At 67.5% G+C, this 22398-nt stretch carries 25 protein-coding genes; 7 read left to right on the top strand and 18 right to left on the bottom strand.

The window, feature by feature from the left end; all coding sequences use genetic code 11:
* Positions 1–35: 35 nt before the first annotated feature.
* Both ACZ5XO_RS01235 and ACZ5XO_RS01230 read left to right on the top strand, forming a co-directional pair.
* Positions 36–410, top strand: a complete 375-nt coding sequence (locus ACZ5XO_RS01235) for a hypothetical protein (protein ID WP_464163526.1) — start codon at positions 36–38, stop codon at positions 408–410.
* Between the two features lie 28 nt (positions 411–438).
* Positions 439–870 (top strand): SRPBCC family protein, encoded by a 432-nt coding sequence (locus tag ACZ5XO_RS01230; protein WP_464163525.1) that lies wholly within the window; start codon positions 439–441, stop codon positions 868–870.
* Here the strand turns inward: ACZ5XO_RS01230 and ACZ5XO_RS01225 are convergent, their stop codons facing one another.
* The 10 genes from ACZ5XO_RS01225 to ACZ5XO_RS01180 all read right to left on the bottom strand — a co-directional run bounded on the left by ACZ5XO_RS01225 (position 871) and on the right by ACZ5XO_RS01180 (position 10377).
* Positions 871–1857, bottom strand: coding sequence for a type II secretion system F family protein (locus ACZ5XO_RS01225; protein WP_464163524.1), 987 nt, complete (start codon positions 1855–1857; stop codon positions 871–873).
* Between the two features lie 25 nt (positions 1858–1882).
* Positions 1883–2866, bottom strand: a complete 984-nt coding sequence (locus ACZ5XO_RS01220) for a type II secretion system F family protein (protein ID WP_464163523.1) — start codon at positions 2864–2866, stop codon at positions 1883–1885.
* A 5-nt stretch (positions 2867–2871) separates the two neighbouring features.
* A complete protein-coding gene (locus ACZ5XO_RS01215; protein WP_464163522.1) occupies positions 2872–4458 on the bottom strand; it encodes a CpaF family protein in 1587 nt (528 codons plus the stop codon).
* A 3-nt stretch (positions 4459–4461) separates the two neighbouring features.
* Entirely contained in the window at positions 4462–6006 is a 1545-nt protein-coding gene (locus ACZ5XO_RS01210) for an AAA family ATPase (RefSeq protein ID WP_464163521.1), read from the bottom strand.
* Positions 6007–6012: 6 nt separating this feature from the next.
* The gene (locus tag ACZ5XO_RS01205; protein ID WP_464163520.1) at positions 6013–6705 is read right to left on the bottom strand and encodes a CpaD family pilus assembly protein; all 693 of its coding nucleotides are present in this window, start codon (positions 6703–6705) and stop codon (positions 6013–6015) included.
* A gap of 5 nt (positions 6706–6710) precedes the next feature.
* The gene (locus tag ACZ5XO_RS01200) at positions 6711–8255 is read right to left on the bottom strand and encodes a type II and III secretion system protein family protein (protein WP_464163519.1); all 1545 of its coding nucleotides are present in this window, start codon (positions 8253–8255) and stop codon (positions 6711–6713) included.
* Between the two features lie 11 nt (positions 8256–8266).
* Positions 8267–9205 (bottom strand): Flp pilus assembly protein CpaB, encoded by a 939-nt coding sequence (gene cpaB / locus ACZ5XO_RS01195; RefSeq protein ID WP_464163518.1) that lies wholly within the window; start codon positions 9203–9205, stop codon positions 8267–8269.
* Between the two features lie 97 nt (positions 9206–9302).
* A complete protein-coding gene (locus tag ACZ5XO_RS01190; protein ID WP_464163517.1) occupies positions 9303–9809 on the bottom strand; it encodes an A24 family peptidase in 507 nt (168 codons plus the stop codon).
* Between the two features lie 65 nt (positions 9810–9874).
* Positions 9875–10063 carry a Flp family type IVb pilin gene (locus tag ACZ5XO_RS01185; protein WP_464163516.1) on the bottom strand — a complete coding sequence of 63 codons (189 nt, stop codon included), beginning with the start codon at positions 10061–10063 and terminating at the stop codon, positions 9875–9877.
* Between the two features lie 116 nt (positions 10064–10179).
* The gene (locus ACZ5XO_RS01180) at positions 10180–10377 is read right to left on the bottom strand and encodes a Flp family type IVb pilin (RefSeq protein WP_464163515.1); all 198 of its coding nucleotides are present in this window, start codon (positions 10375–10377) and stop codon (positions 10180–10182) included.
* 283 nt (positions 10378–10660) lie between these two features.
* On the opposite strand from ACZ5XO_RS01180, the gene ACZ5XO_RS01175 reads away from it, so the two are divergent.
* Genes ACZ5XO_RS01175 through ACZ5XO_RS01165 form a run of 3 tightly spaced genes read left to right on the top strand, consistent with a single transcriptional unit; the run spans position 10661 to position 12195 of the window.
* Complete coding sequence (locus ACZ5XO_RS01175) at positions 10661–11059, top strand: pilus assembly protein N-terminal domain-containing protein (RefSeq protein ID WP_464163514.1); 399 nt, start codon at positions 10661–10663, stop codon at positions 11057–11059.
* Positions 11060–11074: 15 nt separating this feature from the next.
* Entirely contained in the window at positions 11075–11626 is a 552-nt protein-coding gene (locus tag ACZ5XO_RS01170) for a TadE/TadG family type IV pilus assembly protein (protein ID WP_464163513.1), read from the top strand.
* Entirely contained in the window at positions 11623–12195 is a 573-nt protein-coding gene (locus ACZ5XO_RS01165) for a TadE/TadG family type IV pilus assembly protein (protein ID WP_464163512.1), read from the top strand. The genes ACZ5XO_RS01170 and ACZ5XO_RS01165 overlap by 4 nt, the downstream gene beginning before the upstream one ends.
* On the opposite strand, the gene ACZ5XO_RS01160 is transcribed toward ACZ5XO_RS01165, so the two are convergent.
* From ACZ5XO_RS01160 to ACZ5XO_RS01145, 4 genes are read right to left on the bottom strand one after another with little or no spacing between them, the layout of a single operon-like run.
* Positions 12192–13526 carry an anthranilate synthase component I family protein gene (locus ACZ5XO_RS01160; RefSeq protein WP_464163511.1) on the bottom strand — a complete coding sequence of 445 codons (1335 nt, stop codon included), beginning with the start codon at positions 13524–13526 and terminating at the stop codon, positions 12192–12194. The two genes, ACZ5XO_RS01165 and ACZ5XO_RS01160, sit on opposite strands and share 4 nt — an antisense overlap.
* Positions 13523–14299 (bottom strand): tyrosine-protein phosphatase, encoded by a 777-nt coding sequence (locus tag ACZ5XO_RS01155; protein WP_464163510.1) that lies wholly within the window; start codon positions 14297–14299, stop codon positions 13523–13525. The genes ACZ5XO_RS01160 and ACZ5XO_RS01155 overlap by 4 nt, the downstream gene beginning before the upstream one ends.
* A gap of 33 nt (positions 14300–14332) precedes the next feature.
* Positions 14333–14650, bottom strand: a complete 318-nt coding sequence (locus tag ACZ5XO_RS01150; protein ID WP_464163509.1) for a winged helix-turn-helix domain-containing protein — start codon at positions 14648–14650, stop codon at positions 14333–14335.
* A 1-nt stretch (position 14651) separates the two neighbouring features.
* Positions 14652–15278 carry a hypothetical protein gene (locus tag ACZ5XO_RS01145; RefSeq protein ID WP_464163508.1) on the bottom strand — a complete coding sequence of 209 codons (627 nt, stop codon included), beginning with the start codon at positions 15276–15278 and terminating at the stop codon, positions 14652–14654.
* Positions 15279–15379: 101 nt separating this feature from the next.
* Between ACZ5XO_RS01145 and ACZ5XO_RS01140 the strand changes: the two genes are divergently transcribed.
* Positions 15380–16126 (top strand): SAM-dependent methyltransferase, encoded by a 747-nt coding sequence (locus ACZ5XO_RS01140; RefSeq protein WP_464163507.1) that lies wholly within the window; start codon positions 15380–15382, stop codon positions 16124–16126.
* A 145-nt stretch (positions 16127–16271) separates the two neighbouring features.
* Here the strand turns inward: ACZ5XO_RS01140 and ACZ5XO_RS01135 are convergent, their stop codons facing one another.
* Positions 16272–17717 carry an AMP nucleosidase gene (locus ACZ5XO_RS01135; RefSeq protein ID WP_464163506.1) on the bottom strand — a complete coding sequence of 482 codons (1446 nt, stop codon included), beginning with the start codon at positions 17715–17717 and terminating at the stop codon, positions 16272–16274.
* A gap of 111 nt (positions 17718–17828) precedes the next feature.
* Between ACZ5XO_RS01135 and ACZ5XO_RS01130 the strand changes: the two genes are divergently transcribed.
* Positions 17829–18356 carry an SRPBCC family protein gene (locus ACZ5XO_RS01130; protein WP_464163505.1) on the top strand — a complete coding sequence of 176 codons (528 nt, stop codon included), beginning with the start codon at positions 17829–17831 and terminating at the stop codon, positions 18354–18356.
* Here the strand turns inward: ACZ5XO_RS01130 and ACZ5XO_RS01125 are convergent.
* The 3 genes from ACZ5XO_RS01125 to ACZ5XO_RS01115 all read right to left on the bottom strand — a co-directional run bounded on the left by ACZ5XO_RS01125 (position 18353) and on the right by ACZ5XO_RS01115 (position 22372).
* A complete protein-coding gene (locus ACZ5XO_RS01125) occupies positions 18353–19003 on the bottom strand; it encodes a hypothetical protein (RefSeq protein WP_464163504.1) in 651 nt (216 codons plus the stop codon). The two genes, ACZ5XO_RS01130 and ACZ5XO_RS01125, sit on opposite strands and share 4 nt — an antisense overlap.
* Positions 19004–19115: 112 nt before the next feature.
* Complete coding sequence (locus ACZ5XO_RS01120; protein ID WP_464163503.1) at positions 19116–20204, bottom strand: PepSY-associated TM helix domain-containing protein; 1089 nt, start codon at positions 20202–20204, stop codon at positions 19116–19118.
* Positions 20204–22372: a TonB-dependent receptor gene (locus tag ACZ5XO_RS01115; protein WP_464163502.1), complete on the bottom strand. Its 2169-nt coding sequence runs from the start codon at positions 22370–22372 to the stop codon at positions 20204–20206. The genes ACZ5XO_RS01120 and ACZ5XO_RS01115 overlap by 1 nt, the downstream gene beginning before the upstream one ends.
* Positions 22373–22398: the final 26 nt, after the last annotated feature.

Below are 22398 nucleotides of genomic sequence, written 5' to 3'. Positions count from 1 at the left end.
TGTGCAAGCCGTCGCGAACACCGATCTTCCGGCGCATGAGCAAGACGCCCAAACCCTTCAAGGTGTCCAAGACCCGCTGGAACGAGGTGGTTCTGGTCTGTCGCAAATGCTCGAAGAAGCTGGAAGGCGGCTTCGGCCCCGACGGCGACAAGACATTGAAAAAGGCGCTGAGGCGCTATCTGCACGCGGGCAAGGGGCGCAAGGCCGACCTGGCCGTGGTCGGCGCCGACTGTTTCGACGTCTGCCCAAAGAATGCAGTGGTGGCGGTCAACGCCCGTCGCCCCGAAGAGCTGCTGATCGTGCCTGCGGGCGCCGACCTGTTCGAGGTCAAGGCGCGGCTGGGTCTGGACGACGGCCGCCGGCTCAAGCCCCGATTGTCCGTCACGGGTCCTGCCGAGACGACTTCCTAAAGTCGAAAAGCCGTGTCAGAGGCAGATCATGGACACGACCCGCATCGAGAAACGTGTCGGCGTGAACGCGCCGTCGGACCGCATATGGGAGATCCTCAGCGATCTCGAGAACTGGCACGTCTGGAATCCCTATGAGACCGGCCTGACCGGCGCTCTCGCCTTTGGCGCGGGCATCAGCCTGACCGAGGCCCTGCCCGGCATGGCCGAGCGTCAGGTCCAGGCGCGCCTGGGCGACTGGCAACCCTATTCGCAACTGGTGTGGGTCGAGAAGCGCGGCTTCATGTTCAACGCCATCCGCTACTACGAGATCGAGGAGCTGGATCGCGGCGCCTGCATCGTCGCCAACGGCGTCATCTTCTCCGGCTTGCGCGGCGAACTCTTCCACGACAAGCACCGCAAGACGATCCGCAGCGCCTACGACGACATCGCCGAGGCCCTGAAGCGCGCGGCCGAGAGCTGATCAACCGGCTCCGCCGCCCTTCATCATATCGATGATGTTGATGATGGCCGGCCCCAGGATGACGACGAACAGGACCGGCAGGAAGAAGACGATCATCGGCACGGTCAGCTTGGCCGGCAGGGCCGCCGCCTTCTTCTCGGCCGCTGACAGGCGCAGATCGCGATTTTCCTTGGCCATCACTCGCAGGGCGGCGCCCAGCGGCGTTCCGTAGGTTTCCGCCTGGGTCATGGCGGTCGCCACCGACTTGATGCCCGGATGGTTGGTCCGCTTGGCCATGCCCTCATAGGCCATGCGTCGTTCGGGCAGATAGGACAACTCGGCCGACAGAAGGCTCAGTTCTTCAGCCAGTTCGATCGACTGACTGCCGACTTCCTGGCTGACCTTCTGGATCGCAGCCTCGATCGACATGCCGGATTCGACGCAGATCAGCAGAAGGTCCAGCGAGTCGGGGAAGGCCGCGACAATGGACTGCCGACGGTTGGCGATCCGGTTCGTCAGATAGACATTGGGCGCATAAAAGCCGCCCACGAAGGCGCCTACGCCGAGCAGCATCAGAATGGTGGGCGGCAACCCGAAATCATTGACGACCAGCAGGTAGAAGACCACCACTCCCATGAAGACGAAGGGCATGGCGAAACGGAAGAAATAGAAGGTGTTGCGGGGCTTGGGCCCGCGCCATCCGGCCTGCGCCATATTCTCGGCCAGCTTAGGATCTTCCAGCAACTTGGTCAGGTTCAAGCGTTCGACGACGCGCTGTTTGAAGCCTTCGTCGCTCTGTCGCAGGCTCGGACCGGCCGAAGCGGGCCCGGCCTTCATGGCCTGACGGGAGCGCCGTTTCAGCTCTTCCCGACGCTCGGAAACCGCCTGCATCCGTTTCGTCAGCGCCGCCCCGCCCGTGAAGGAACTGAGCAGGGTCAGGACGCTGGCGAATACAGCCACGCCCACGCCCAGGCTGAGCAGGTTCTGCGGATCGGTGATGAAATGCATGAAGCCGTTCATTGCGTCCCCCGCCTCAGAACTTGAACGAGATCATGCGCTTCATCGTGAAGACGCCGCAGGCCATCCAGAACAGCGACCCGAGCATGAGCACCTGCCCCCGCATGTCGGTGAACAGGACCATCATGTAGCTGGGGCTGAACAGGGTCACGAGGATCATGACCACCGGCGGCAGGGCCGCGATGATCCCGGCCGAGGCGATGGCTTCCGACGACAGCGCCTTGATCTTTTCCCCCATCAGACGCCGCGCACGCAAGACCGTGGTCAGGTTGCTGAGGGCTTCGGCCAGGTTCCCGCCGCTCTTCTGCTGGATGGCGATGACGATGGCGAAGAAGTTCAGCTCGGATGTCGGCATCCGCTCGTACATCTTGTCCAGAGACTGGCCCAGGGAGAGGCCGACCCCCATGCCCTCGACCAGACGCTGGAACTCTCCGGCCAGGGGCTCGGGGCTTTCACGGGCGATGATCTTGAAGCAATCATGCACCGGCAGACCGGTCTTGATGCCCCGCACCAGGATGTCGACCGCGTCAGGAAAGGCCAGGGAGAACCTGGCCATCCGCTTCTTGCCCAGATGACCGACGATCCAGCGCGGCAAGCCCAGACCGGCGGCGACGCCGACGCCCAGGGCCAGCAACAGATGCAGTCCCAGGACCAGGGCGATCAGGAAGCCCAGGACCCCCGCAACCACGCTGATGATGACGAAGGTGCGCAGGCTTATCGACAGGCCCGCCTGCTTCAGCTTGGCCGTCATGGTCATGCGCGCCTTGCGCTCGCGGCGTTCCACGTCCTTGAGCTGGCTCATGATCTGCTTGCGCCGCGCTTCGGGCGTGTTGGCCGCCGCCGCCGCCGTGCGCTTGGCCGCCGCGGCGGCGGGCGCGCCGCCCAGGGCCTTGGCCCGCTTGACCGCCTGAGCCGAGGCGTCGTCGCCCCCGACCAGCACCCAGCCGACCCCGCCGATGGTGATGAAGGCCAGAACCGCCGCCAGGATGGGAAGCAACATCGCCCCTACTCCGCCGCGTCCAGAGCTTCAGCCAATTCACGCTCCAGCCCATAGTAGCGAGCGCGGTCCCAGAAGCGGGGACGAGCGATGCCGGTCGAACGGTGACGGCCGGTGATCTTGCCGTGGGCGTCCTCGCCCGTGATCTCATAGACGAACAGGTCCTGAGTCACGATGACGTCGCCTTCCAGCCCGACCACCTCGGTGATGTGAGTGATGCGACGCGAGCCGTCGCGCAGACGCGCGGCCTGGATGATGACGTCGACCGAGCCGACGATCATCTCGCGGATGGTCTTGGACGGCAGGCCGTAGCCGCCCATGGTGATCATGGACTCCATCCGGCTGATGGCTTCGCGCGGGGAGTTGGCGTGCAGGGTGCCCATCGAGCCGTCGTGGCCGGTGTTCATCGCCTGCAACAGATCGAAGGCCTCAGGCCCCCGGACCTCGCCGACGATGATGCGTTCAGGGCGCATCCGCAGACAGTTCTTGACCAGGTCGCGCATGGTGATCTGGCCCTGGCCTTCCAGGTTCGGCGGACGGGTTTCCAGACGCACCACGTGCGGCTGCTGCAGTTGCAGCTCGGCGGCGTCCTCGCAGGTGATGACGCGCTCGGTCGGGTCGATGAAGGCCGTCAGGGTGTTCAGCAGCGTGGTCTTGCCCGAACCCGTACCCCCTGAAATGACCAGATTGCATCGCGACGCGCCGATGACGCCGAGGACGCGGGCCCCCTCGGGACTGATGGAGGCGTACTCCACCAGGTTCTTCATCGTCAGCTTGTCTTTCTTGAACTTACGAATGGTCAGCGTCGGACCGTCGATCGCCAGGGGCGGGGCGATGACGTTGACGCGCGAGCCGTCCGGCAGACGGGCGTCGCAGATCGGGCTGGATTCATCGACCCGGCGGCCGACCTGGCTCACGATCCGCTGACAGATGTTCATCAGCTGGGTGTTGTCGCGGAAACGGACATTGGTCAGCTGCACCTTGCCGCCGACCTCGATGAAGACCCGTCCGGCGCCGTTGACCATGATGTCGGCGATGTCGTCGCGGCCCAGCAGCGGTTCCAGCGGGCCGTAGCCCAGGACGTCGTTGACGATGTCCTGAACCAGGTGTTCCTGCTCGGCCACCGACATGGAGACGTTCTTGATCGCCACCAGCTCGGCGACGATGTCGCGGATTTCCTCGGCCGCGGCCTTCTGATCCAGCTGGGCCAGTTGCGACAGGTCGATGGTGTTCATCAGCGCGTTGAAGATGGTCGTCTTCGTGGCGTGATAATAGTCGGACTGTTCGCGGACGATCTCGGCGACCGCCTGGGCCTTCTTCAGCTGTTCCAGGCCGGCGGTGGCGCGCGGTCCCTTGACCGGCCCGCCGGGCGTCGGCGACGGAATTTCCGTGCGCGTGCGGGCGGACAGGGCGTCCAGACGATCCGTCCCCTCGGCAGCAGCGGGGCGGGGCGCGAGCGCCGGCTCCAGTTCCTCGGCTGGAAAGGCGTCGACGGGCTCGAACGCACGCGCCGCCGGCGACGGCTCAGGAGGCGGCGCCGCGGAGGGCCGCGGGGCGACCGCGACGCCAGGCTGGACGGTGCGCTTGCCGAACATGCGTCAGCGCTTCTTGCTGAACAGCGAGGCGAACAGCGAATAGCTCTTGCGGGGCATGGCGGCAGACGGCTGCGCGCCCCTGCCCTTCGCGGTCGCGACCGGCAGTTCGCGTCGGGACACGATCTGGGCCAGGGTCTCGAACGCCTCGGCCGATTTCGTCTTGGCGCCGGCCTCGACGATCATCTGACCGTTGTTGGCCGCCGAGCCGAAGACCTTGGCGTCGAAGGGAATGATCAGGCTGGGATGGACGCCCAGGGCGGCGCCGAAATCCTTGGCCGGGATCTCGGGGCGGCCGGGCACGCCGACCTGGTTCAGAACCAGGCGCGGCGGTGCGTCGTTCGGGCGGCCCTGCTTGATCAGATCGATCATGTTCTTGGCGTTGCGCAGACTCGCCAGATCCGGCGTGGCCACGATGACCACCTCGTCAGCCGAGATCAGGGTCTTGCGCATCCAGCCCGACCAGAGGTGCGGCAGGTCCAGCACCACGAAGGGGGCGGTCGAGCGGATCCGGCTGGTCACCTCTTCAAAGGCGTCCGGCTGGATGTCCCAGTCGCCGTCCAGGGTGGCCGGCGCGGCGAACAGGCTCAGCTTGTCCGTGCAGCGGACCATCATCCGGTCCAGCAAGGTGGCGTCCAGACGATCGGGCTGGCTGAGAGCGTCGGCGACGCCGCCCAGCGGGTCCTGGTTGAAGTCCAGCCCCGCCGTGCCGAACGGCAGGTCATAGTCGACGATGACGGTGTTGACGCCGATCCGCTCGCTCATCGCATAGGCGGTGTTGTGGGCCACAGCGGAAGCTCCGGCCCCGCCACGCGCGCCGACAAAGGCGATGGAACGGCCGACGAAAGGCTGGGCCGGGTCAGCGAACAGGCCGCCGATGGCCGCGATCAGCTGCAGCGGCTGCAAGGGCGCCACAAGATATTCGCTGACCCCGCGCCGCATCAGTTCCCGGAACAGCAGGATGTCGTTGGTCGCGCCGATGACCACCACCTTGGTGCCCGCGTCGCAGACCTCGGCCAGCTGGTCGATCTCCCACAGCAGGGTCTGCGGGTCCTTCAGGCACTCGACCACGATCAGAGGCGGCGTCGGCTCGGAATGATAGGCTTCCACCGCTGCGGCGACGCCGCCGATACGGATCTGGGTGGTGGCGCGCGACATGCGCCGGTCCTGACCCGCGCGCTCGGCGGCGGCGAGCGTGTCCTGACGCTCGGCGAAGACGTGGACGGCGATGCGGGGGATCGACACCTCGACCGTCGCGCCGGCGGCGACCGGCAAGCCGGCGGATACGGCCGCCGCCGGAACCAGGGTCTCGGCGACAGGCTGGACGACAGGCTCCGGCGCCGCGTCGATCACGCGATGCTCGACGGGCATCATGGCCGAGACGGCGCTCTCCGTTTCCTCGACCAGACGTCCCACCGGATTATAGACGTCCTCGCCCCCGATCGGAGCCGTTGCGTCTCGCGGCGACGCCAAACCGACATCGATGAACTCGTCGTCCAGATCAAAACCGTCCAGAGCGTCAAACTCCCGCGTGGCGAAGGGTTGGGTCATGGTCTGTCAGTCCACCGCGCGGGACAGGCGCGCCCCGGTTATCATCTGTTCTCGCTCGGCGGCCGTCTGCGTGCCCTTGCGGTAATCATCGAACACCACGCTGCGGCGTGCGACGTCGCTCGGCGTCATCGCACGCGGGGCGATGATGTCGCGCGGATTGGCGATCTGGGCCGCCAGATTGGCGTTCACGGCGCACCCGAAGTTGGACGCGGACTGGTTATCGCCAGTGCGGCCAAGGTTGCCCCACGCCGTCCCGCATTGCGGCACGACGGCGCGAACCGTTTCAAAGCCGACCAGAACCGGCGCACGCGGATCGGGACCGGTATAGCTGACCAGTCGCACCCTATGGTCCGGAGCGCCCGCCGCCACCAGGGCCGCCTTGATGTCCCAGGCCGCCTGATTGGCCACGGGATCGCCGCCCGCCGGCGCCTCGACCACCAGGGTCGGCGCGCCTTCCACCGCGAAGCGACTGACCATGTCCGACAGCGCCGACTGCTGGTTCGCCGACAGACCGTTCTCGTGAACCGCCAGGGCGATGCGATCCAGACCAGGTTCGACCTGAAGGCTGTAGCGCGACAGGGGCGTCAGCGGCGGCTCGCCGCCAAGGCTGGCCGGGCCGCCCATGCAGCCGGACACCGCCAAACCGCCCAGCGTCAGGGCGGCGGCGAGAGATGGAAGAGACAGGAAACGACGGGTCATGGCGGTCACTCGATCACATAGCCGACCGGCCCCTGCCACCCGGCGCCCGGGCGGGCGGTCGGAGCGGGCGAGCCGTAGGCCTGGTTCAGTTGGCCGAAGAAGATGGTCTGGGCGTCCTGGGCGATGCGCAGGCCGTCCGCCGGCGTCTGCATCCGCCCCGGCGAGGTCGGGCTGACGATATAGGGCTCGACGATGACGACCAGTTCGGTCTCGCCCATCAGGTAGTCGCGCGATCGGAACAGGGAGCCCAGGACCGGAAGATTGGTGACGCCGGGCAGGGAATCCACCGTCTGCCGGGTCGATTCCTGCAGCAGGCCGGCGATCATCATCGACCCGCCGGAGGGCAACTCCACCGTGTTTTCACTGCGTCTGACCGTCAGCCCCGGCAAGGAGATGGCCGACGCCGTTCCCGCGCCTATGGTCAGACCGCCCTGCGGCGTCAATTCGGACACCTCGACCTTGACCTGCAGCGAGATACGACCCTCCGACAGCACGACCGGACGGAACGACAGGCTCACGCCATAGGGCTTGTACTCGACCGAGATCTGTCCTTCGCGATCGCGACCGATCGGCAGGGGGAATTCGCCGCCCGCGAGGAAGCTGGCCGCCTCGCCGTTCACTGACGTCAGATTGGGTTCGGCCAGGGTGCGGATCAGGCCGACTCGCTCGAAGGCCTTGATCGTGGCGTTGCCCTTGTTCAGACCGTCGGAACCGGGGCCGGTGCCGGGCTGGGCGGTGTCCCAGTTGGGCGGATCGCCAGGGCTGCCGTCCACGGTGATGGGGCACATGGCCCCCGCCGGGAAAGCGCCTCCGCACGGCGCCTGCATCTGATAATTCTTGGTCGTGTCGCGCGAGACGCCGCCGGTGATGCCGCCCATCAATTCGCCATTGATGCCCCAGGTCGCGGCGTTGCCGAGCAGCCACTGGGTGTCGCCGATCCGACCGATCACCGCCTGGGTGTCGAAGCCCAGTTGCTTGATCGCCGAGCGCTGAACCTCGACCACGCGAACCTTCAACGTGACCTGGTCCGAACCGGCCACGCTGATCAGGTTCATGACCTTTTCCGGCGCCGAGACAAAGGCGCGAGCGACCTGGGCCGCGCGGTCGGCCTCGGCCGGACTGGCCGCGACGCCGGTCAGGATGATGCTGTCGTTGACAGCCTCGGCGCGTACGTTCGAACCCGGAAGGACCCGCCCCAGAGTGTCCTGCAAGGCGCTGGTGCCGGCGTCCACGCGAACCCGCAGCGCCAGGATGGTGCGGCCGGAAGCATCCAGGAAGACCGCGTCGGTCTCACCGCCCGCGAGCCCGATCACCGTAATGCGCCGCGGCGTATGCAGAACGGCCTCGGCCACCTGCGGATTGGATACGATCACGTCGCGTGCGTCAGCCGGAAGATCCACCGCGAACGAGGTGCCGCGCGGCAGGTTCACCATCTGCGGCGCGGCGCCGGTGGAAACGGCGGCCCTCGTCTGTGCGGAGACCACGGGCGCCGAGGCGGCCGCGAGCAGCGCCAGAAGCGAGGCGCATGCCGCCGCCGTCAGTCGTGTCATGCCCGATTTCCTCATGGGACGGTCACCGTCTCGGCTTCTCCGGCGCGATAGACGCGCACCACGTTCGCAGCGGTCGCGCCTCCGCGGGCGGTCGCCGCGGCGGTTCGACCCGACGGGCCCGCCGTGTCGGCGTAGGAGCGCAAGACCAGCGACAGCTCTCCTTCGGACTTGGCCAGGGCCAGGACCTCGGCGTCGCGGCCGCTGACCTCCAGGGTGGCGGTGGCGCCGACCACGGCCTGGGCGTCCTCGGCGGCTCGGGTGTTCTGGTCGATGGCCAGCACCTTGACGTTCTGCATCACCGTGGTGGACACGAATTTCGCATTCTCTCCTCCGGCGCTTCCCGAAGGCGTCTTGACCTCGCGGGTCAGAAGCACGTCCGCGCGGTCGCCCGGCAGGATGAAGCCCCCGGCAGCGGATTCGACCGTGACGCCGATGGCCATGGCCCGCATGCCCGGCTCAAGATAGGCGGCCATGTAGCCGCTGTCGCCGGCGCGAACGATCTTGCGCGCGACAATGGGCTCTCCAGCCAGGATGGGTTCGCGGACCACGGCGCCGATATAGTCGGCCTTGGCGCCCCCGGTCTGAAGCTCCGCGGCCGCACGCGTCACGCGAGCGGCGGCCTCCTCGGCCTTCCTGACGGTTTCAGCCTTGGCGTCCTCGGGCTTCTCGGCCGCCGCCGCCCCTGGAATGGGCACGCTGCCGTCCGTGATGAAGACCGGATTGACCTCGGCGACGGGCCAGTCCTTCCACGTCAGATCGGAATCGGTCAGGCGCTTGCCTGGCTCCAGATCCTTGGCGGCGACCAGCACCTTGGCCATGGGCGGCGCCTCGACGGCCGCGACGGCCGTAGCGGCGGGCGCGCCGGACGAACCCATGGCGCGCACCACCAGGGCCAGGCCGATGGCGGATACGGCGGCGATACAGATGACGGCGATCTTGGCGGGCTTCATCGACGGTCTCCGGCAGGCGCGGCGACACAAATCGGGTTTTCTCGCCCCCTGCCGTTAACGATAATGGCGATGTCCGGTTAACGCGGCCCTAAGCGCCTCAGCCCGCTGCATAGGCCAGAACCAGAGCGCTGGAAGGAAAGGCCAGGACGGCCCCGATCGCGATGGCCACGCCGTAGGGAACGTCGCCCTTGGGCTGAATCAGGCGCGCCGCCCATCCCGGCGCGGACGCCGCATAGGGCTGGCACCAGGTGCGCGCCGACATCAACAGAAGACAGAAGACGCCGCCCGCCAGCGCCACGAACACCAGAAAGGGCAGCAAGGCGCCCGGCCCCAGCCAGAGCGCGGCTCCCGCCATCAGCTTGGCGTCCCCCCCGCCGACCCAGCGCAGAGCGAACAGGCCGGCGCCGACGAACAGGACCGCCACGCCGACCGCCAGATGGAGTGCGAACGCCGTCCAGGACAGGCCCGCCAGCAGGGCCGCCGGCAGGAAGGCGGCCAGAAGGGCCAGGGACACCCAGTTGGGAATCTTCATGGTCGTCAGGTCATGCAGACCGCCGACGATCATCAGGGCCGGCATCGCGGCCAAAGAAAGCAAGATCAGCATGTCCATGATCGAAACCTAGGACGACGACCGTTAAATCCAGGTTGCCGAGCAAACGGATCGGGACGTCAGCCCGCCGTCACGTCCTGGGGGGTCGACATCTCGGAGCCGATCTTGGTCAGGCCCGCCTTCATCTGCGGCCCCATGGCCATCAGACAGGCGATCACGACCACCGCCATCAGGGCGGCCATCAGACCATATTCAATCGAGGTCGCGCCGCTCTCGTCGCGATCGAAATCCTTGCAGTGCCGGATCACCCTCGCCCTCCGTCCATCGACCGGCGCTGCGTCTGGGACGAAGCGCCAGGGTTCTTCAGAAAAAAGGGGCCGGGACGCACGTCCCGACCCCCTTATCGATCATTCAGTCGAAACGATCAGCCGCCGGCGGTGATGTCGACGTCCTTCGAGCCTTCCATCGTGTCACCGATGCCGGTGAAGGCGGCCTTCATCTGCGGACCAAAGGCGGTCAGGCAGGCGATGATGGCGACAGCCATCAGAGCAGCGATCAGGCCATATTCAATAGCCGTGGCGCCGGATTCGTCATTGGCGAAGTTCTTGATGAAGTTACGCATGATGTTTCGTCCTTGTTTTCTAAGCGAGCAACAGTTCCACCACCAGGGTCACCGGCTTTGCCCGCTTGACCCCCGTTTGCATGAGCAAGATGCGCCGACGTTCATTAAGGGCGAGTAAAACGAAAACACCTTCTCGAACTTATTGTTGGTTACTGCGCGTTTACTAAACTTTCAGCTGGCAGACGCCGAAAAACAGCCTTCAGGAAATCTTGATCTTTAGGGACGAGCTTGCGGGTCTGGCGCTCGCGCGCGCGCCCTTTTAATGCCTATGGAGCCGCCGCCCATGCCCCGGAACCCCATTCGAACCACAGCGATCCTTGGCGTCGCCGCCATGATCCTCGGCGCCGGCGGCGCCGCGGCGCAGACCCGCCCCATGCACATCGACATCGACAGCTCGACCCGGGTTCAGTTGCGAGCTCCCGCCGGCTCGGTCATCGTCGCCAACCCGCGCATCGCCGACGTCACGGTGGTGGACGCCAACACCCTGTTCATCACGGGCAAGGGCTACGGCGTGACCGATATCGTGGCCGTGGACGCCATCGGACGCCCCCTGTTCCAGAGCCAGGTCGTCGTCAGCGCCGGATCGTCCGGATCTGTCCGCGTCTGGCGCGGCGCCCAGGTCACGGAAATGGCGTGCGGCGCCAGTTGCTCGCCCAGCGTACGCGCCACGCCGACTCCCTGATCCCGGAACGGCTCGATGATGCGCCTCTTCCGCCAGGGCCTGTCGCCTCGCCCGTCCCCCCGACGGCCGGCGCGCGCGCGCGAAGGCTCGGCGGTGGTCGAGTTCGCCATGATCGCCCTGCCCTTCTTCGTCCTGCTGTTCGCCATCCTGGAGATCGGCCTGATCCTTCTGCTCGACGCCGTGGTCGAGACCGCGGTGGCGGACACCGGTCGCCTGGTGCGCACCGGCCAGGCCCAGCAGCAGGCCGTCACCCCCCAGGTCATGAAGCAGAAGTTCTGCGAGCGGATGAGCGTCTTCGCCAAGGATTGCTCGACACGGGCCTATCTCGACGTGCGAGTGATCAACACCTTCACCGAACCCCTGGTGCCGGACCCCACCGCCTCGGGCGTGTTCGATCCGTCCAGCCTGACCTTCCAGCCCGGTGGTCCGGGCGATCTGGTCCTGGTCAGGATCTGGTACGCTCACCCCGTGGTGACGCCCTTCCTGCAACAGGCCATGTCCCGGATGGGCGACGGCAACGTCTTCCTGACCACGACCATGTCCTTCCGCAACGAGCCATACCAATGAGCCGTGTTCGGGCCATCGGCGCCTCGGCCGCACATTTCATCACCCGGCTGGTCGAGGACCGCCGCGGCGTCTCGGCGATCGAATTCACCCTGATCGCCCCGCTGATGATCCTGATCTATTTCGGCCTGACGCAGATCTGCCAGATCTACATGGCCGAACGTCGGACCGGCCACACCGCCGCCATGGTCGCGGACCTGGTGGCCCAGACCGAGACGACAAAGAAGGTCGAGCTGGAGCGTGTCTTCGCCATCGGTCAGTTGATCATGAGGCCCTTTCCCCAGGCCCCGTTGAACGTGCGCGTCACCAGCGTCACCGTGGACGCCAACAAGGTGGCGCGCGTCGACTGGAGCCATAACCGCGGCGCCGGCCTGCCGCCCCTGACCAAGAAAGCGGTCTACAGCGACCTGCCGGCTGGCCTGGTCGATCCGGGCGAGAGTCTGATCGTCGGCGAAACCCGCTACACCTACCCCTCGGGCCTCGCCAAGATGATGCCCAAGGACATCGTCCTCAGCCGCAAATACTATCTGCGCCCCCGCACCGTGAACCAGGTGACCTGCTCGGACTGCTAGGCGCCGACCAGGGCTTCCCGCAAGGCCCTGATCTTGGCCTCCGTCTCCAGACGCTCGCCGTGCGGGTCGCTGTCGGCGACGATTCCCGCTCCGGCCAGGGCGCGCCAGCGCCAGCCCGCCTCGTCCCGATCGAACGACGCCGTTCGGATCAGCACCGAGGCCGTCAGCGCCCCCTCCCCTGTCTCGCGCCCCGCCAGCCCCAGACCGAACAGGGAGCCGCACCACGGCCCGCGCGGCGCCTCATGGCCGGCGATGACCTTCATGGCCTGATGCTTTGGCGCCCCGGTGATCGAGCCCGGCGGAAAGGTCGCCTCCAGCGCCTCGGCGGCGCCGACGTCGGAGCGGGCGGTGGCCGTCACGGTCGAGACCAGATGATGCACCGTGGGGTGGCTCTCGACCTCGAACAGACGATCGACCCGCACGGAGCCGGGCATCGCCGCCCGCGCCAGGTCATTGCGCATCAGATCGACGATCATCAGGTTCTCGGCCCGGTCCTTGGCGCTGGCGGCCAGGGCGGAGGCCAATTCGGCGTCGCGCGCAGGATCAGGATCACGCGGGCGCGTCCCCTTGATCGGCCGGGTCTCGATGCGACCAGACGCCGGGTCGAGGGTCAGGAACAACTCCGGCGAGTTCGACACCAGGGCCCGGTCTTCCAGCCGCCAGAAGGCGCCATAGGCCGCGCCGCGCTCAGCTGACAGCCTCAGGAAGACCTCGAACGGATCACGCCCCGCCTCCAGCCGACCGCTCCAGGCGCGCGCGATATTGGCCTGGAACAACTCACCCTCGGCGATACGCGCCACGACGTCGGCCACCGCGGCCTCATAGGCCCCGGGCTCCGCCTCGCCGGTGAAATCCCTGGCGGGCGCGGACGGGATCACGGGCGCCGTCGCCGCGACCAGCCAGTCCGTCGCACGCCGGACCTGAGCCTGCGCATCCTCCGCGTCGGCGCCTCGTCCCACGGCGAAGAGCTCGGCCGCCAGATGGTCAAAGGCCAGCAGGGCGGGATAGCGCGCCAGCATTAGATCGGGCCAGATCTCTGTCCGGCGTCCGGTCGCCGGTCGCGCTCCGGCGTCATAACTCATCAGGCCGACCACCCCGCCGCCCGCGAAATCCGCATGGCGCAGGGCCTCGAAGGCCGCCCTGTCGTTGACCGGGCCGACCAGCACCCGGTCCGGTTCGCAGCCGACGAAGGACCAGCGTCCGCCGTGTACGCCGGGATCGCCCGCCCCGGCCAGCAGGGCCAGAGCGCCTTCTCGCCGGTTCAGACCCGCGATGACGGCCAAGGGCTCGCGCCAGTCCAGCTTCTGGATGCGCACGACGGGCAGGTTCATGCCGTCAGCCGCGCCCGGATGCGCTCGGCCAGGACAGCGTCCACGCCCAGGGCCTGCTCCAGATAGGCTGCAATCGAGCCGTGCCGCGACGCGATTTCCTTGAAGGCGCCGTCCAGATAGTCGGCCTCGACGCCGAGAAAGGCGACCACCGCGCCGTGCGAGGCCGGGCGGCCGGTCATCTCGGTCAGCTTCCTGGCGATCCCCTCGGCCCGCCCCTCCAGATCGACGGCGACATTGGTCAGCAGATAGTCGCTGATGATGTCCTCGCGCGACACGCCCATCAGGCTGTGGGTCAGGGCCGCCAGCAGGCCGGTGCGGTCCTTGCCCGCCGCGCAGTGGATCAGGACCGGGCCGTCATTGTCGGCCAAGGCCCGGAAATAGCGGCTGAACAGATCGACGTGCGCGTCCTCGAACGGCAGACGGCGATAGGTGTCGGTCATGAAGGCGCGGCCCGACGCCTCGGTCAGGTCGGCCGTCTTCAGAAAGGTGATGTGCGGGGCCTCGCCGCCGTCGTCATGGGCGCTCTCGATCACCTGACCGGCCCAGCCGGCGGGTCGGCGCGACGGCTGATCGCGTCTCTCCCCGGGGCGGCGCAGGTCGACCACGACCGCCAGGTTCAACGCCGACAGCTGCGCCAGATCGGCCTCGGTCGCCCTGGCCTGATGGGCCGAGCGATACAGGCGTCCGCGCGCCATCCGGCTGTCTCCGACGGCGTAGCCGCCGTAGTCGCGAAAGTTGTCGATGGCCTGAAAAGGCGAAAGGCGGTCGCTCATGACCGCCTTCCTTAGACTATTCACCAATCAAGGCTACCGGGCGCCGACCAGACCGGACATGGCGTCCAGATAGGCGACGAAGGCGTCGCGCCCGGCGTTCGTCATGGTCGCCCGCGTCAGGGGCTTGCGGCCCTGAAAAGTCTTGGCCACCTCGACGAAGCCCGCCTCCTCCAGCTTCCTCAAATGCACCGAAAGATTGCCGTCCGTGGCCTGCAGCCGAGCCTTCAACTCGTTGAAGTCGGCGGTACCGACGCCCGAAAGATAGGCCATGATCCCCAGGCGCACTCGGCCATGGATGACCTCGTCGATACGGCCGATGTCGAAGTCCGGCGCTTCATCTTCAACGTCCATTTCAGCCCGCCTTCCTGGCCGCGCCCCGCACCAGAACCAGGCCAGGCACAAGGGCCACGGCGATCAGCAGGGCCAGATAGACGGGATAGATGAGCAGGGCATCGCCCAAACCGGCCAGGACCACGGCGCCGAGGTAGGACGTCAAGCCCACGAGGTTGAGCCAAGTCTTGCGGCTGATGGCTGCAACCACCATCCAGGCCGAACCATAGGCGCCCATAACCACCGTCGGCATCAGCGCCATCACGCTCCACTCTCCGGTGCGCCAACCGAAGACCATCAGCGCCACCCATGTGACGAAAATACCGTAGCCGATGGCCGACCAGGCCGCGCCGACCGACCGGTTCATGCCGCTCGCGCCCGCACAGGCGCTTTCGATCCGGCGGATGAGCACGACCAGAACGATCACGAACACCACGGCCGCGCTCAGCCACAACGACAGGCTTTCCCAGCCTCCATTGGGGATGCGACGCAGTTCCATCATCCACTGGCCGACCGTGGCGGCGCCGAAGATCACAGCGGCGGCGACCAGAACAGATCCGCCCAGCAGCGGCCCCTGCCGCCCCTCCTGGGCCAGGGCCTTCATATAGGCGATGTCGTCTTGGACGGACTGCACTTGATCGCGGGTCATGGCGTATCTCCCTGCCTGTTGAGAGGACAGTGCATCAAGAACTTTATGTTGTAAAGTTCTTTTTCTGAGACGAAGCACGCGCTGCGTGGCAGGCCTTGGCCATGCGCGTCGCCTTTCATCACATCGCCTATCAGCCCCTGAGCGTCTGCAACGCCCTGTCGATCGACCGACTGGAGGCGACCATGCGAAGGGCGGGCCCGCCCTCCGGCGCGGCGATCATGGACATCGGCTGCGCCTATGGCGAGGTGTCGATCCATCTGGCCCGCGCCTTCGACGCCCGCGTCACAGCGGTCGAACTGGACCCGGTCATGGCCGCAGGCGCCGAAGAGCGCATCCAGACCGCAGGGCTGTCGGGGCGGATCCAGGTCCGGCGCGAGACCTCGGCGGCGGCCCTCGCGGCCCTGCCCGCCTTCGACCTGATCCTGGCCATCGGCTCGACCGAGCCGGCGGGCAAGGGATTACGTGAACCCGCCGACGTCTTCGCCGCCCTGGCCGCCCACCTGACGCCGGGCGGCGCCCTGATCTGGGGCGACCTGTTCTGGAAGGCGGAACCGCCCGCGCCCTTGCGTCAACTGGTCGAAACCGGCGGCTATTATGTCAGCCACGAGGCATGGCAGGCGGCCGCCCGCACGGCAGGACTGACCGTCGTCACCGCCGAAATCAGCGACGGGGACGAATGGGCCGTCTATCGCACGACGATGGAGACGGCGATCACCGACTGGCTGGACGGCCATCCCGACCACCCCGACGCGCCCGGCGTCGCCGCCACCGCCCACCGCATCAAGATGATGTTCGACTTCGGCGCCGACTACCTCGGCTTCGGCCTCTACCTGTTCCGCAAGGGCTGAAAGAAAAAGGCGCCCGGAGACATCCCCCGAGCGCCTTCATCATCAGTCGTCAACCTGGCGGCCCATGGCCTCAAGTAGCGCGAAGCGCGGTAGGCCCGCTCAGAATGAGCGAGCCGCCGCGCGGCGAGCGATAGCGCCCTTCTTCTTACCGGAAGGGCGGCTCGTCGAAGGCGCGCAGCTTGCGCGAGTGCAGTCGTGCGCCCTCGGCCCGTAGCAGGTCGACGGCCTGGATGCCGATCTGCAGGTGCTCCGAGATCGAACCTTCGTAGAAACGGTTGGCCTGGCCCGGCAGCTTGATCTCGCCGTGCAGCGGCTTGTCCGAGACGCACAGCAGGGTCCCGTAGGGCACGCGGAAGCGATAGCCCTGGGCCGCGATGGTGGCGGATTCCATGTCGATGGCGACGGCGCGGCTCTGGTTGAAGCGCAGGGCCGACTTGGAATAGCGCAACTCCCAGTTGCGGTCGTCGGTGGTGACCACGGTGCCGGTGCGCAGCCGCTTCTTGACCTCTTCGCCCGGCGCGCCCGAGACCAGCTTGGTCGCGTCATAGAGGGCGCGTTGCACCTCGGCGATGTTCGGCACCGGAATGTCGGCGGGCAGAACCGCATCCAGCACGTGGTCGTCGCGCAGATAGGCGTGGGCCAGGACGTAGTCGCCGATGGTCTGGCTGGCGCGCAGGCCGCCGCAGTGACCGATCATCATCCAGGCGTGGGGACGCGTGACCGCCAGGTGGTCGCAGATGGTCTTGGCGTTCGACGGTCCGACCCCGATGTTGACCAGGGTGATGCCCTGACCGTCCGGCCGCGTCAGGTGATAGGCCGGCATCTGATGGCGACGCCAGGCGGCGTCCATGATGGCGACTTCCGGGTTCGGCGTGGCGCGGTCGATGACCACGCCGCCGGCGCAGGACAGGGTCTCATAGGGGCTGTCCGGATCGGCCAGCTGAGCGCAGGCCCAGCGCACGAACTCATCGACATAGCGATGGTAGTTGGTGAACAGGACGTAGGACTGGACGTCCTCGACCGGCGTGCCGGTGTAGTGGCGCAGGCGGGCCAGGGAGAAGTCGGTGCGCAGGCCGTCGAACTGGGCCAGGGGGAAGTCCTCGCCCGGCGCGAACAGGCCGTCCGAGATCTCGTCGCCGATATGGGCCAGGTCCGTGGTCGGGAACCAGCGCGCGATGGCCGCCGTCATGGAGCTGTCCAGCGCCACGCCGGAGCCGTCCAGCACATAGGGGAAGGGAATTTCCTGATCCGACGGTTCGACCGTGATCGTCGCGCCGTATTCGGTCGCCAGAAGGGTCAGCTGTTCCAGCAGATAGTCGCGGTACAGGTCGGGACGGGTGACGGTGGTCGTATAGACGCCAGGGCGGGACAGGCGGGCGAAGGCCCGCGTCTCAAGGTCCTGGGGACGGTCGCCGAACCAGCTGACGGTCAGCCTGGGATAGGCGAACAGGCCGGCGGCCCTGGCCTCGGGATCGGCGCGTTCGCCGGTCTCGAGGAAGCGCTTCACTGCGGCTCGCAGATTGGCGACGGATTGATTGTAGAGGGTTTCGAGGCGGTCCAGCGCCGCCTGGGGGGTCATCTTGTCTGTCATGACTTCCTCTAGCGGAAAACCGTGACCATGGCGAGACGGGGGAAACACAAGGACACGACTGTTGACCGGAACCGGCGGTTGGCGTTCCGCTGTCGTCAGGAGGACACGCCCATGATGAGACGCCTGATCTGCGCCGCCGCCACCCTGTCGGCGCTGACCGCCGCGCCCGCCTTCGCCGAGGTGAAGTCGGCGACGCCCGGCGGGTTCGAGGTTGGCGGCGTAATCGCCGTCAAGGCCCCGCCCGCGCGGGTCTGGGCCGTGCTGACCACTCCTGACGACTGGTGGAGCCGCGACCACCGCTGGTTCAGGAACTCGACCCTGTCGCTCGACCTCGCTCCCGGCGGCTGCTGGTGCGAAACGGCGGCGGACGGCCGCGTTTCGCGTCATCTGGAAACATCCCTGGTCGAACCGGGATCGAAACTGGTCCTGCGCGGAGGACTGGGACCGCTCCAGGGTCAGGGCGCAAGCGGCGGCCTGACCTTCGACGTCAAGGCCGAAGGCGAAGGCAGCGTCCTGAACTGGTCCTACATCGTGGGCGGGTACACGCCGGGCGGTCTGGAGAACTGGGCCACGCCAGTCGATGGCGTTCTGTCGGCGCAACTGGCCAATCTGAAAACGCGCGTCGAGGCCGCCGACTAGACCAGTTCGCGGCTGAAGAAGGCTGTCGCTGCCTCCGTCAGCCTCGCCTGGCGGGACTCGACCAGGCTCTGGACCCGGCCGCCAGCGGCCTCGATCCGGGGTGTCAGCATGGTCGCGGCCTGACCCCGTCCGCCCAGCCAGAGCGGCGCGGCGTCAGCCCGGACATAGGCCTCGGGTCGGGTCGCAGTCAGGTCGGGCCTTGTCGCCGGCCTCCGCTCCAGCGCGCCCGCCGCCCGGATCAGATCGGACCGCCCCAAGGCGGCCATGTAGCGCCGATCCAGTGCGAGCATCAGGGCGACGTTCGCGCCTTCCCCCAGCCCCAGAACGCCCAACCGCGTCGGATCACCACCGAACCCCGCCGCCCGGTCCGCGACCCAAGCGGTCGCGAGGGCGGCGTCCGCGATCACCAGAGCCTCCGAGCCGCGCATCGTCCGCAGGTCCGCCAGGGCGAGGACGAAGCCGCGTCGCGCCAGCCGCCGCGCAGTCCGACGCCCCTCGCCGCGCCCGTCATCGAACAGCATCAGCAACGGCCGCCCCGTCGCACCCTGAAGGGCGTATATCTCGACCGTCTGGCGCGGATCGGGGCCATAACCCAGCCTCGCGCCTTTGCGCCCGGCCGCCCATGCGTCGCCGAACGGCGCGGCCATGAGACCGCCGAACAGGGAGAGAAACAGGCCTCGTCGGGTCATGACGCTCCGGCGAAAAGGGAAGACCCTTATCGCCACAGACCGCGCACCGCTCAACCGCCCCGCTTCGTCCTCAGGCCTTGCGCACCGCCGGCCGTCGCCGTTTCGGCAGGCCGCTGGGATTGCCCCAGAAGGTGAAGACCGCCAGCGAACCCAGCAGGGTCAGGGCCACGCCTGAAGCCGCGACCACCAACCGATAGGCCAGGCCCCCGACCTTGGCGGCATGGATCGGATACTGGGCGTTCGCGACCCTCAAGCCGAGCGGCAGGGTCAAGGCGTCGCGCGCGCCCACGATGCGGCCGTCCCCCGGGTCGAACCAGACCTGGGTCCGGCCATTGGGCAGCCACTCCGCCGCGCGCCGCATCCGCAGGCTGATCAATCCCCCTGGCTTGGTCGGCAGGGACAGGATGCGCAACTCGGCGTCAGGAAAGCGGCCTTGCGCCTCGGCCATCATGGCGGGCCAGTCCAGATCGGACGACAGGGCGCCGCCTTCATGCTTCGGTGCGGCCATGATCGCCTTCAGGTCCTTGCCCGGCGAAAGAGCCACGGCCAGACCCTCGTAGAGCGGCAGGGCCAGGATGGCGCCCGTCGTCAGGACCACCGCCAGCACTGGCGCGCTCCACACCCCCATGTCGCGGTGATGCTTGACGATCCCGGCCCGCTTCCAGGTCCTGGGCAGGACGGCGAAGACGAAGGTCCGCCGCGTCGGCCACCACAGGATCACCCCGGTGATGACAAAGCCCAGACCGGCCAGGCCCGCGACCCCGGCGATGGTCTTTCCGACATCGCCGATCAGCAGATAGTGGTGCAGGTCGAACAGCCACAGTTCGGGCCGCGCCCACAGGCTGTCCCAGCGCGCCACGACCTGACCCGACTGGGTCGCATAGGCCCCGCGCTTCTTGTCCTCATAGTTCAAACGGTGAACGCCCAGCCGTTCGTCCGCCAGGATGACCGAACGCGGCCGTTCAGGCGCCGAGAAGGCCCGATCCAGCGCCGCGCCGATGAGTTGGGGGTCCGAAACCCGCGCCTCGGTCGCGTGGGGCACGACGGCGCGCAACCAGTCGTCCTTGAACACCAGAACGGTTCCGGTCAGCCCCAGGACGAACAGCAGCAGGCCGATCAGCCCCCCGGTCCAGCGATGCGCCAGTCGGACCAGACGCATCAGAAGCGACGGTCCCACCCGAGGGTGAAGGAGCGGCCCCGGCCGGCGAAGTAGCGCAGGTTGTCGGTCGGATTGCTGGTGTCGGAGCTATAGGTCACATAGTCCTCGTTGAAGAGGTTCTGCACCGCCAGCGACACGCCCCCGAACGAGAAGTCGTAGCGCAGATAGGCGTCGGCCACGGTGTAGCCTTCGAAATTGTTGCGCACGTCGCCGCCTTCGAAGTCCCGCGCCAGATAGGCCTGGACCTGCAGGCGCGCCGACAGCGGACCATTGGCGTAGATCGCCGCCGCATTGATCCGGTCCGGCGAGATGTTGGCGCCGTCCAGATCCTGATCCACCCGCCCGTCGTCATTGGTGTCGGTCTGGCCGCGCAGGCGCGCATAGCCGGTCGAGACCGTCAGCCCCTCGATCGGGGTGCGGGCGCGCAGGTTCAGCTCCAGCCCCTCGATCTCCACCGCCTGACGCTGGACGTCATAGACGCCGTCAGGGTTGCGAACGAGGAACTGCCCCAGGTCCGACGAGGACCAGAAATAGGTCGCCCCGGCCTCGAACGGTCCGCGCTTCACCTCCAGACCGATCTCCTGATTGTCCGAGACCACGGGGCTGATGTCGAGGAAGCTGTCGACCTGGACGCCGTCCACGTTGATCGAGCGCAGGATGCGGCCGACGTCCGGCACGGTATAGCCCTCGGCGTAGCTGGCGTAGGCGCGCACGCCGTCCATCGGCTCATAGACCACCCCGCCGTTGACCAGCGTCGCCTCGAACTTGGGCGTGCCGCCTTTCACACGACGCGAGCCGTAGGAGGCCAGGGTGGTGAAGTCGTTGACCGACAGCTCGACGTTTTCCTGACGCACGCCGCCCGCCAGACGCACCTTGCCGTCAAACAGGCGCATGTTGGCCTGAACGAAGGGGGCGACGCTCTGGAACTCGGTCGGCGGCACCCAGGCGCGGTTGGTGGCGATCAGAAGCTGTTCGGTGCGGTCCTTCAGAGTGTCCAGGCCGAGGGTGGCGGTCAGGCCCGGAACGCCCGGCACGGCGCGCTCATAGCTGGCGCGCGCGCCCAGCTTGCGCGAGCGGTTCGACGACTGGTCGAACAGGGTGCCGATGGGGGCGATGCTGGCGTCCTGCATGGTGGCGGAACGGTCGCCGCCGAAGGTGTCGCGCGTGCGGTTGAAGAAGACCTGGGCGCTGAAGTCGCCGCCCCACAGATCGCTGTCGGTCAAAGAGGCCGAAACCGTCTCGACGCGGTTGCCGGCGGGCTCGCCCTCGATCTGGCCGCGCTCGCTGCTGGCCGGACGGCCGATGGTGCGATCGCCAGGGATACGGACATAGTCGCCGTCGCCCTTAAGTTCGAAACGGTTGGCCAGAAGATCAAGGCGCACCGTGTCCGTCAGATCCCAACCGAAGCGGCCGAAGAAGGACAGGGCCTTGGAATCCTGCACCTCGCCCTGGGTGTTGTCCACGCCGACCCGGCGGCCGTTGGCGTCATAGAAGGCGCCGCGCTGATCATAGGCCACGCCGAAGACGCCGTCGAAATCACCGTGGCGATAGGCGGCCAGACCGCCCAGCTTGGCCCCGATCCCGTCGCCTTCCGGTCCGCCCGAGCTGGACACCTGGGCCAGCATCCGCCCCGTCAGGCCGTCCTCGGTCGGCGCGCCTACCGTCACCTGATTGACCACGCCGCCGGTGGCGCCGATGCCCTGCAGGGCGTTGGAGCCGTAGATCAGCTCGACCCGGTCCACGAAGAAGGGGTCGATCGTATAGCCGTCGCGCGACCCGTCCCGGATCGGGGTCGACTGCGGGATGCCGTTGATGGCGAACAGCGGCGAGCGACCGCGCAGGCTCTCGCCCGAGCCAGTCAGCTTCTGCCGCGTCGGTGAGAAGGACGGCGACAGGGTCGCGACAGCGTCGATCACCGAGCCGCTGATAGCCACCTGTTCCGACAGGGCCTTGCGATCGATGACATCGACCGTCATCGGCAGGGCGCTGGCCGGCAGGACCGTGCGCGCCGCCGTCACCACGACCTCCCCCACAGTGCTGACCTCGGGCTCCTGCCGCGTCGCCTGGGCGGCGGCGGTCGAGGCGAATGCGGTCCCGGCCAGCAGGGCCGAAACAGCGACAAGGCCGGACGATCGGCGCAGCGACAAGACGGGCGAGGCGAAGGGCATGAGGGGGAGGCTCCAGAAGAAGGCCC

The organism is Brevundimonas sp. T2-11 (assembly GCF_055397675.1).
Note: the sequence above shows the minus strand (reverse complement) of the source record. Positions and strands in the feature narration are given on the sequence as shown.

Bases quoted from the DNA above. Each gene is read 5' to 3' on its own strand.
- ACZ5XO_RS01235 (WP_464163526.1), top strand. From the start codon at position 36: ATGAGCAAGACGCCCAAACCCTTCAAGGTGTCCAAGACCCGCTGGAAC.
- ACZ5XO_RS01230 (WP_464163525.1), top strand. From the start codon at position 439: ATGGACACGACCCGCATCGAGAAACGTGTCGGCGTGAACGCGCCGTCG.
- ACZ5XO_RS01225 (WP_464163524.1), bottom strand. From the start codon at position 1,857: ATGCATTTCATCACCGATCCGCAGAACCTGCTCAGCCTGGGCGTGGGC.
- ACZ5XO_RS01220 (WP_464163523.1), bottom strand. From the start codon at position 2,866: ATGTTGCTTCCCATCCTGGCGGCGGTTCTGGCCTTCATCACCATCGGC.
- ACZ5XO_RS01215 (WP_464163522.1), bottom strand. From the start codon at position 4,458: ATGTTCGGCAAGCGCACCGTCCAGCCTGGCGTCGCGGTCGCCCCGCGG.
- ACZ5XO_RS01210 (WP_464163521.1), bottom strand. From the start codon at position 6,006: ATGACCCAACCCTTCGCCACGCGGGAGTTTGACGCTCTGGACGGTTTT.
- ACZ5XO_RS01205 (WP_464163520.1), bottom strand. From the start codon at position 6,705: ATGACCCGTCGTTTCCTGTCTCTTCCATCTCTCGCCGCCGCCCTGACG.
- ACZ5XO_RS01200 (WP_464163519.1), bottom strand. From the start codon at position 8,255: ATGACACGACTGACGGCGGCGGCATGCGCCTCGCTTCTGGCGCTGCTC.
- cpaB (WP_464163518.1), bottom strand. From the start codon at position 9,205: ATGAAGCCCGCCAAGATCGCCGTCATCTGTATCGCCGCCGTATCCGCC.
- ACZ5XO_RS01190 (WP_464163517.1), bottom strand. From the start codon at position 9,809: ATGCTGATCTTGCTTTCTTTGGCCGCGATGCCGGCCCTGATGATCGTC.
- ACZ5XO_RS01180 (WP_464163515.1), bottom strand. From the start codon at position 10,377: ATGCGTAACTTCATCAAGAACTTCGCCAATGACGAATCCGGCGCCACG.
- ACZ5XO_RS01175 (WP_464163514.1), top strand. From the start codon at position 10,661: ATGCCCCGGAACCCCATTCGAACCACAGCGATCCTTGGCGTCGCCGCC.
- ACZ5XO_RS01170 (WP_464163513.1), top strand. From the start codon at position 11,075: ATGATGCGCCTCTTCCGCCAGGGCCTGTCGCCTCGCCCGTCCCCCCGA.
- ACZ5XO_RS01165 (WP_464163512.1), top strand. From the start codon at position 11,623: ATGAGCCGTGTTCGGGCCATCGGCGCCTCGGCCGCACATTTCATCACC.
- ACZ5XO_RS01160 (WP_464163511.1), bottom strand. From the start codon at position 13,526: ATGAACCTGCCCGTCGTGCGCATCCAGAAGCTGGACTGGCGCGAGCCC.
- ACZ5XO_RS01155 (WP_464163510.1), bottom strand. From the start codon at position 14,299: ATGAGCGACCGCCTTTCGCCTTTTCAGGCCATCGACAACTTTCGCGAC.
- ACZ5XO_RS01150 (WP_464163509.1), bottom strand. From the start codon at position 14,650: ATGGACGTTGAAGATGAAGCGCCGGACTTCGACATCGGCCGTATCGAC.
- ACZ5XO_RS01145 (WP_464163508.1), bottom strand. From the start codon at position 15,278: ATGACCCGCGATCAAGTGCAGTCCGTCCAAGACGACATCGCCTATATG.
- ACZ5XO_RS01140 (WP_464163507.1), top strand. From the start codon at position 15,380: ATGCGCGTCGCCTTTCATCACATCGCCTATCAGCCCCTGAGCGTCTGC.
- ACZ5XO_RS01135 (WP_464163506.1), bottom strand. From the start codon at position 17,717: ATGACAGACAAGATGACCCCCCAGGCGGCGCTGGACCGCCTCGAAACC.
- ACZ5XO_RS01130 (WP_464163505.1), top strand. From the start codon at position 17,829: ATGATGAGACGCCTGATCTGCGCCGCCGCCACCCTGTCGGCGCTGACC.
- ACZ5XO_RS01125 (WP_464163504.1), bottom strand. From the start codon at position 19,003: ATGGCCGCGCCGTTCGGCGACGCATGGGCGGCCGGGCGCAAAGGCGCG.
- ACZ5XO_RS01120 (WP_464163503.1), bottom strand. From the start codon at position 20,204: ATGCGTCTGGTCCGACTGGCGCATCGCTGGACCGGGGGGCTGATCGGC.
- ACZ5XO_RS01115 (WP_464163502.1), bottom strand. From the start codon at position 22,372: ATGCCCTTCGCCTCGCCCGTCTTGTCGCTGCGCCGATCGTCCGGCCTT.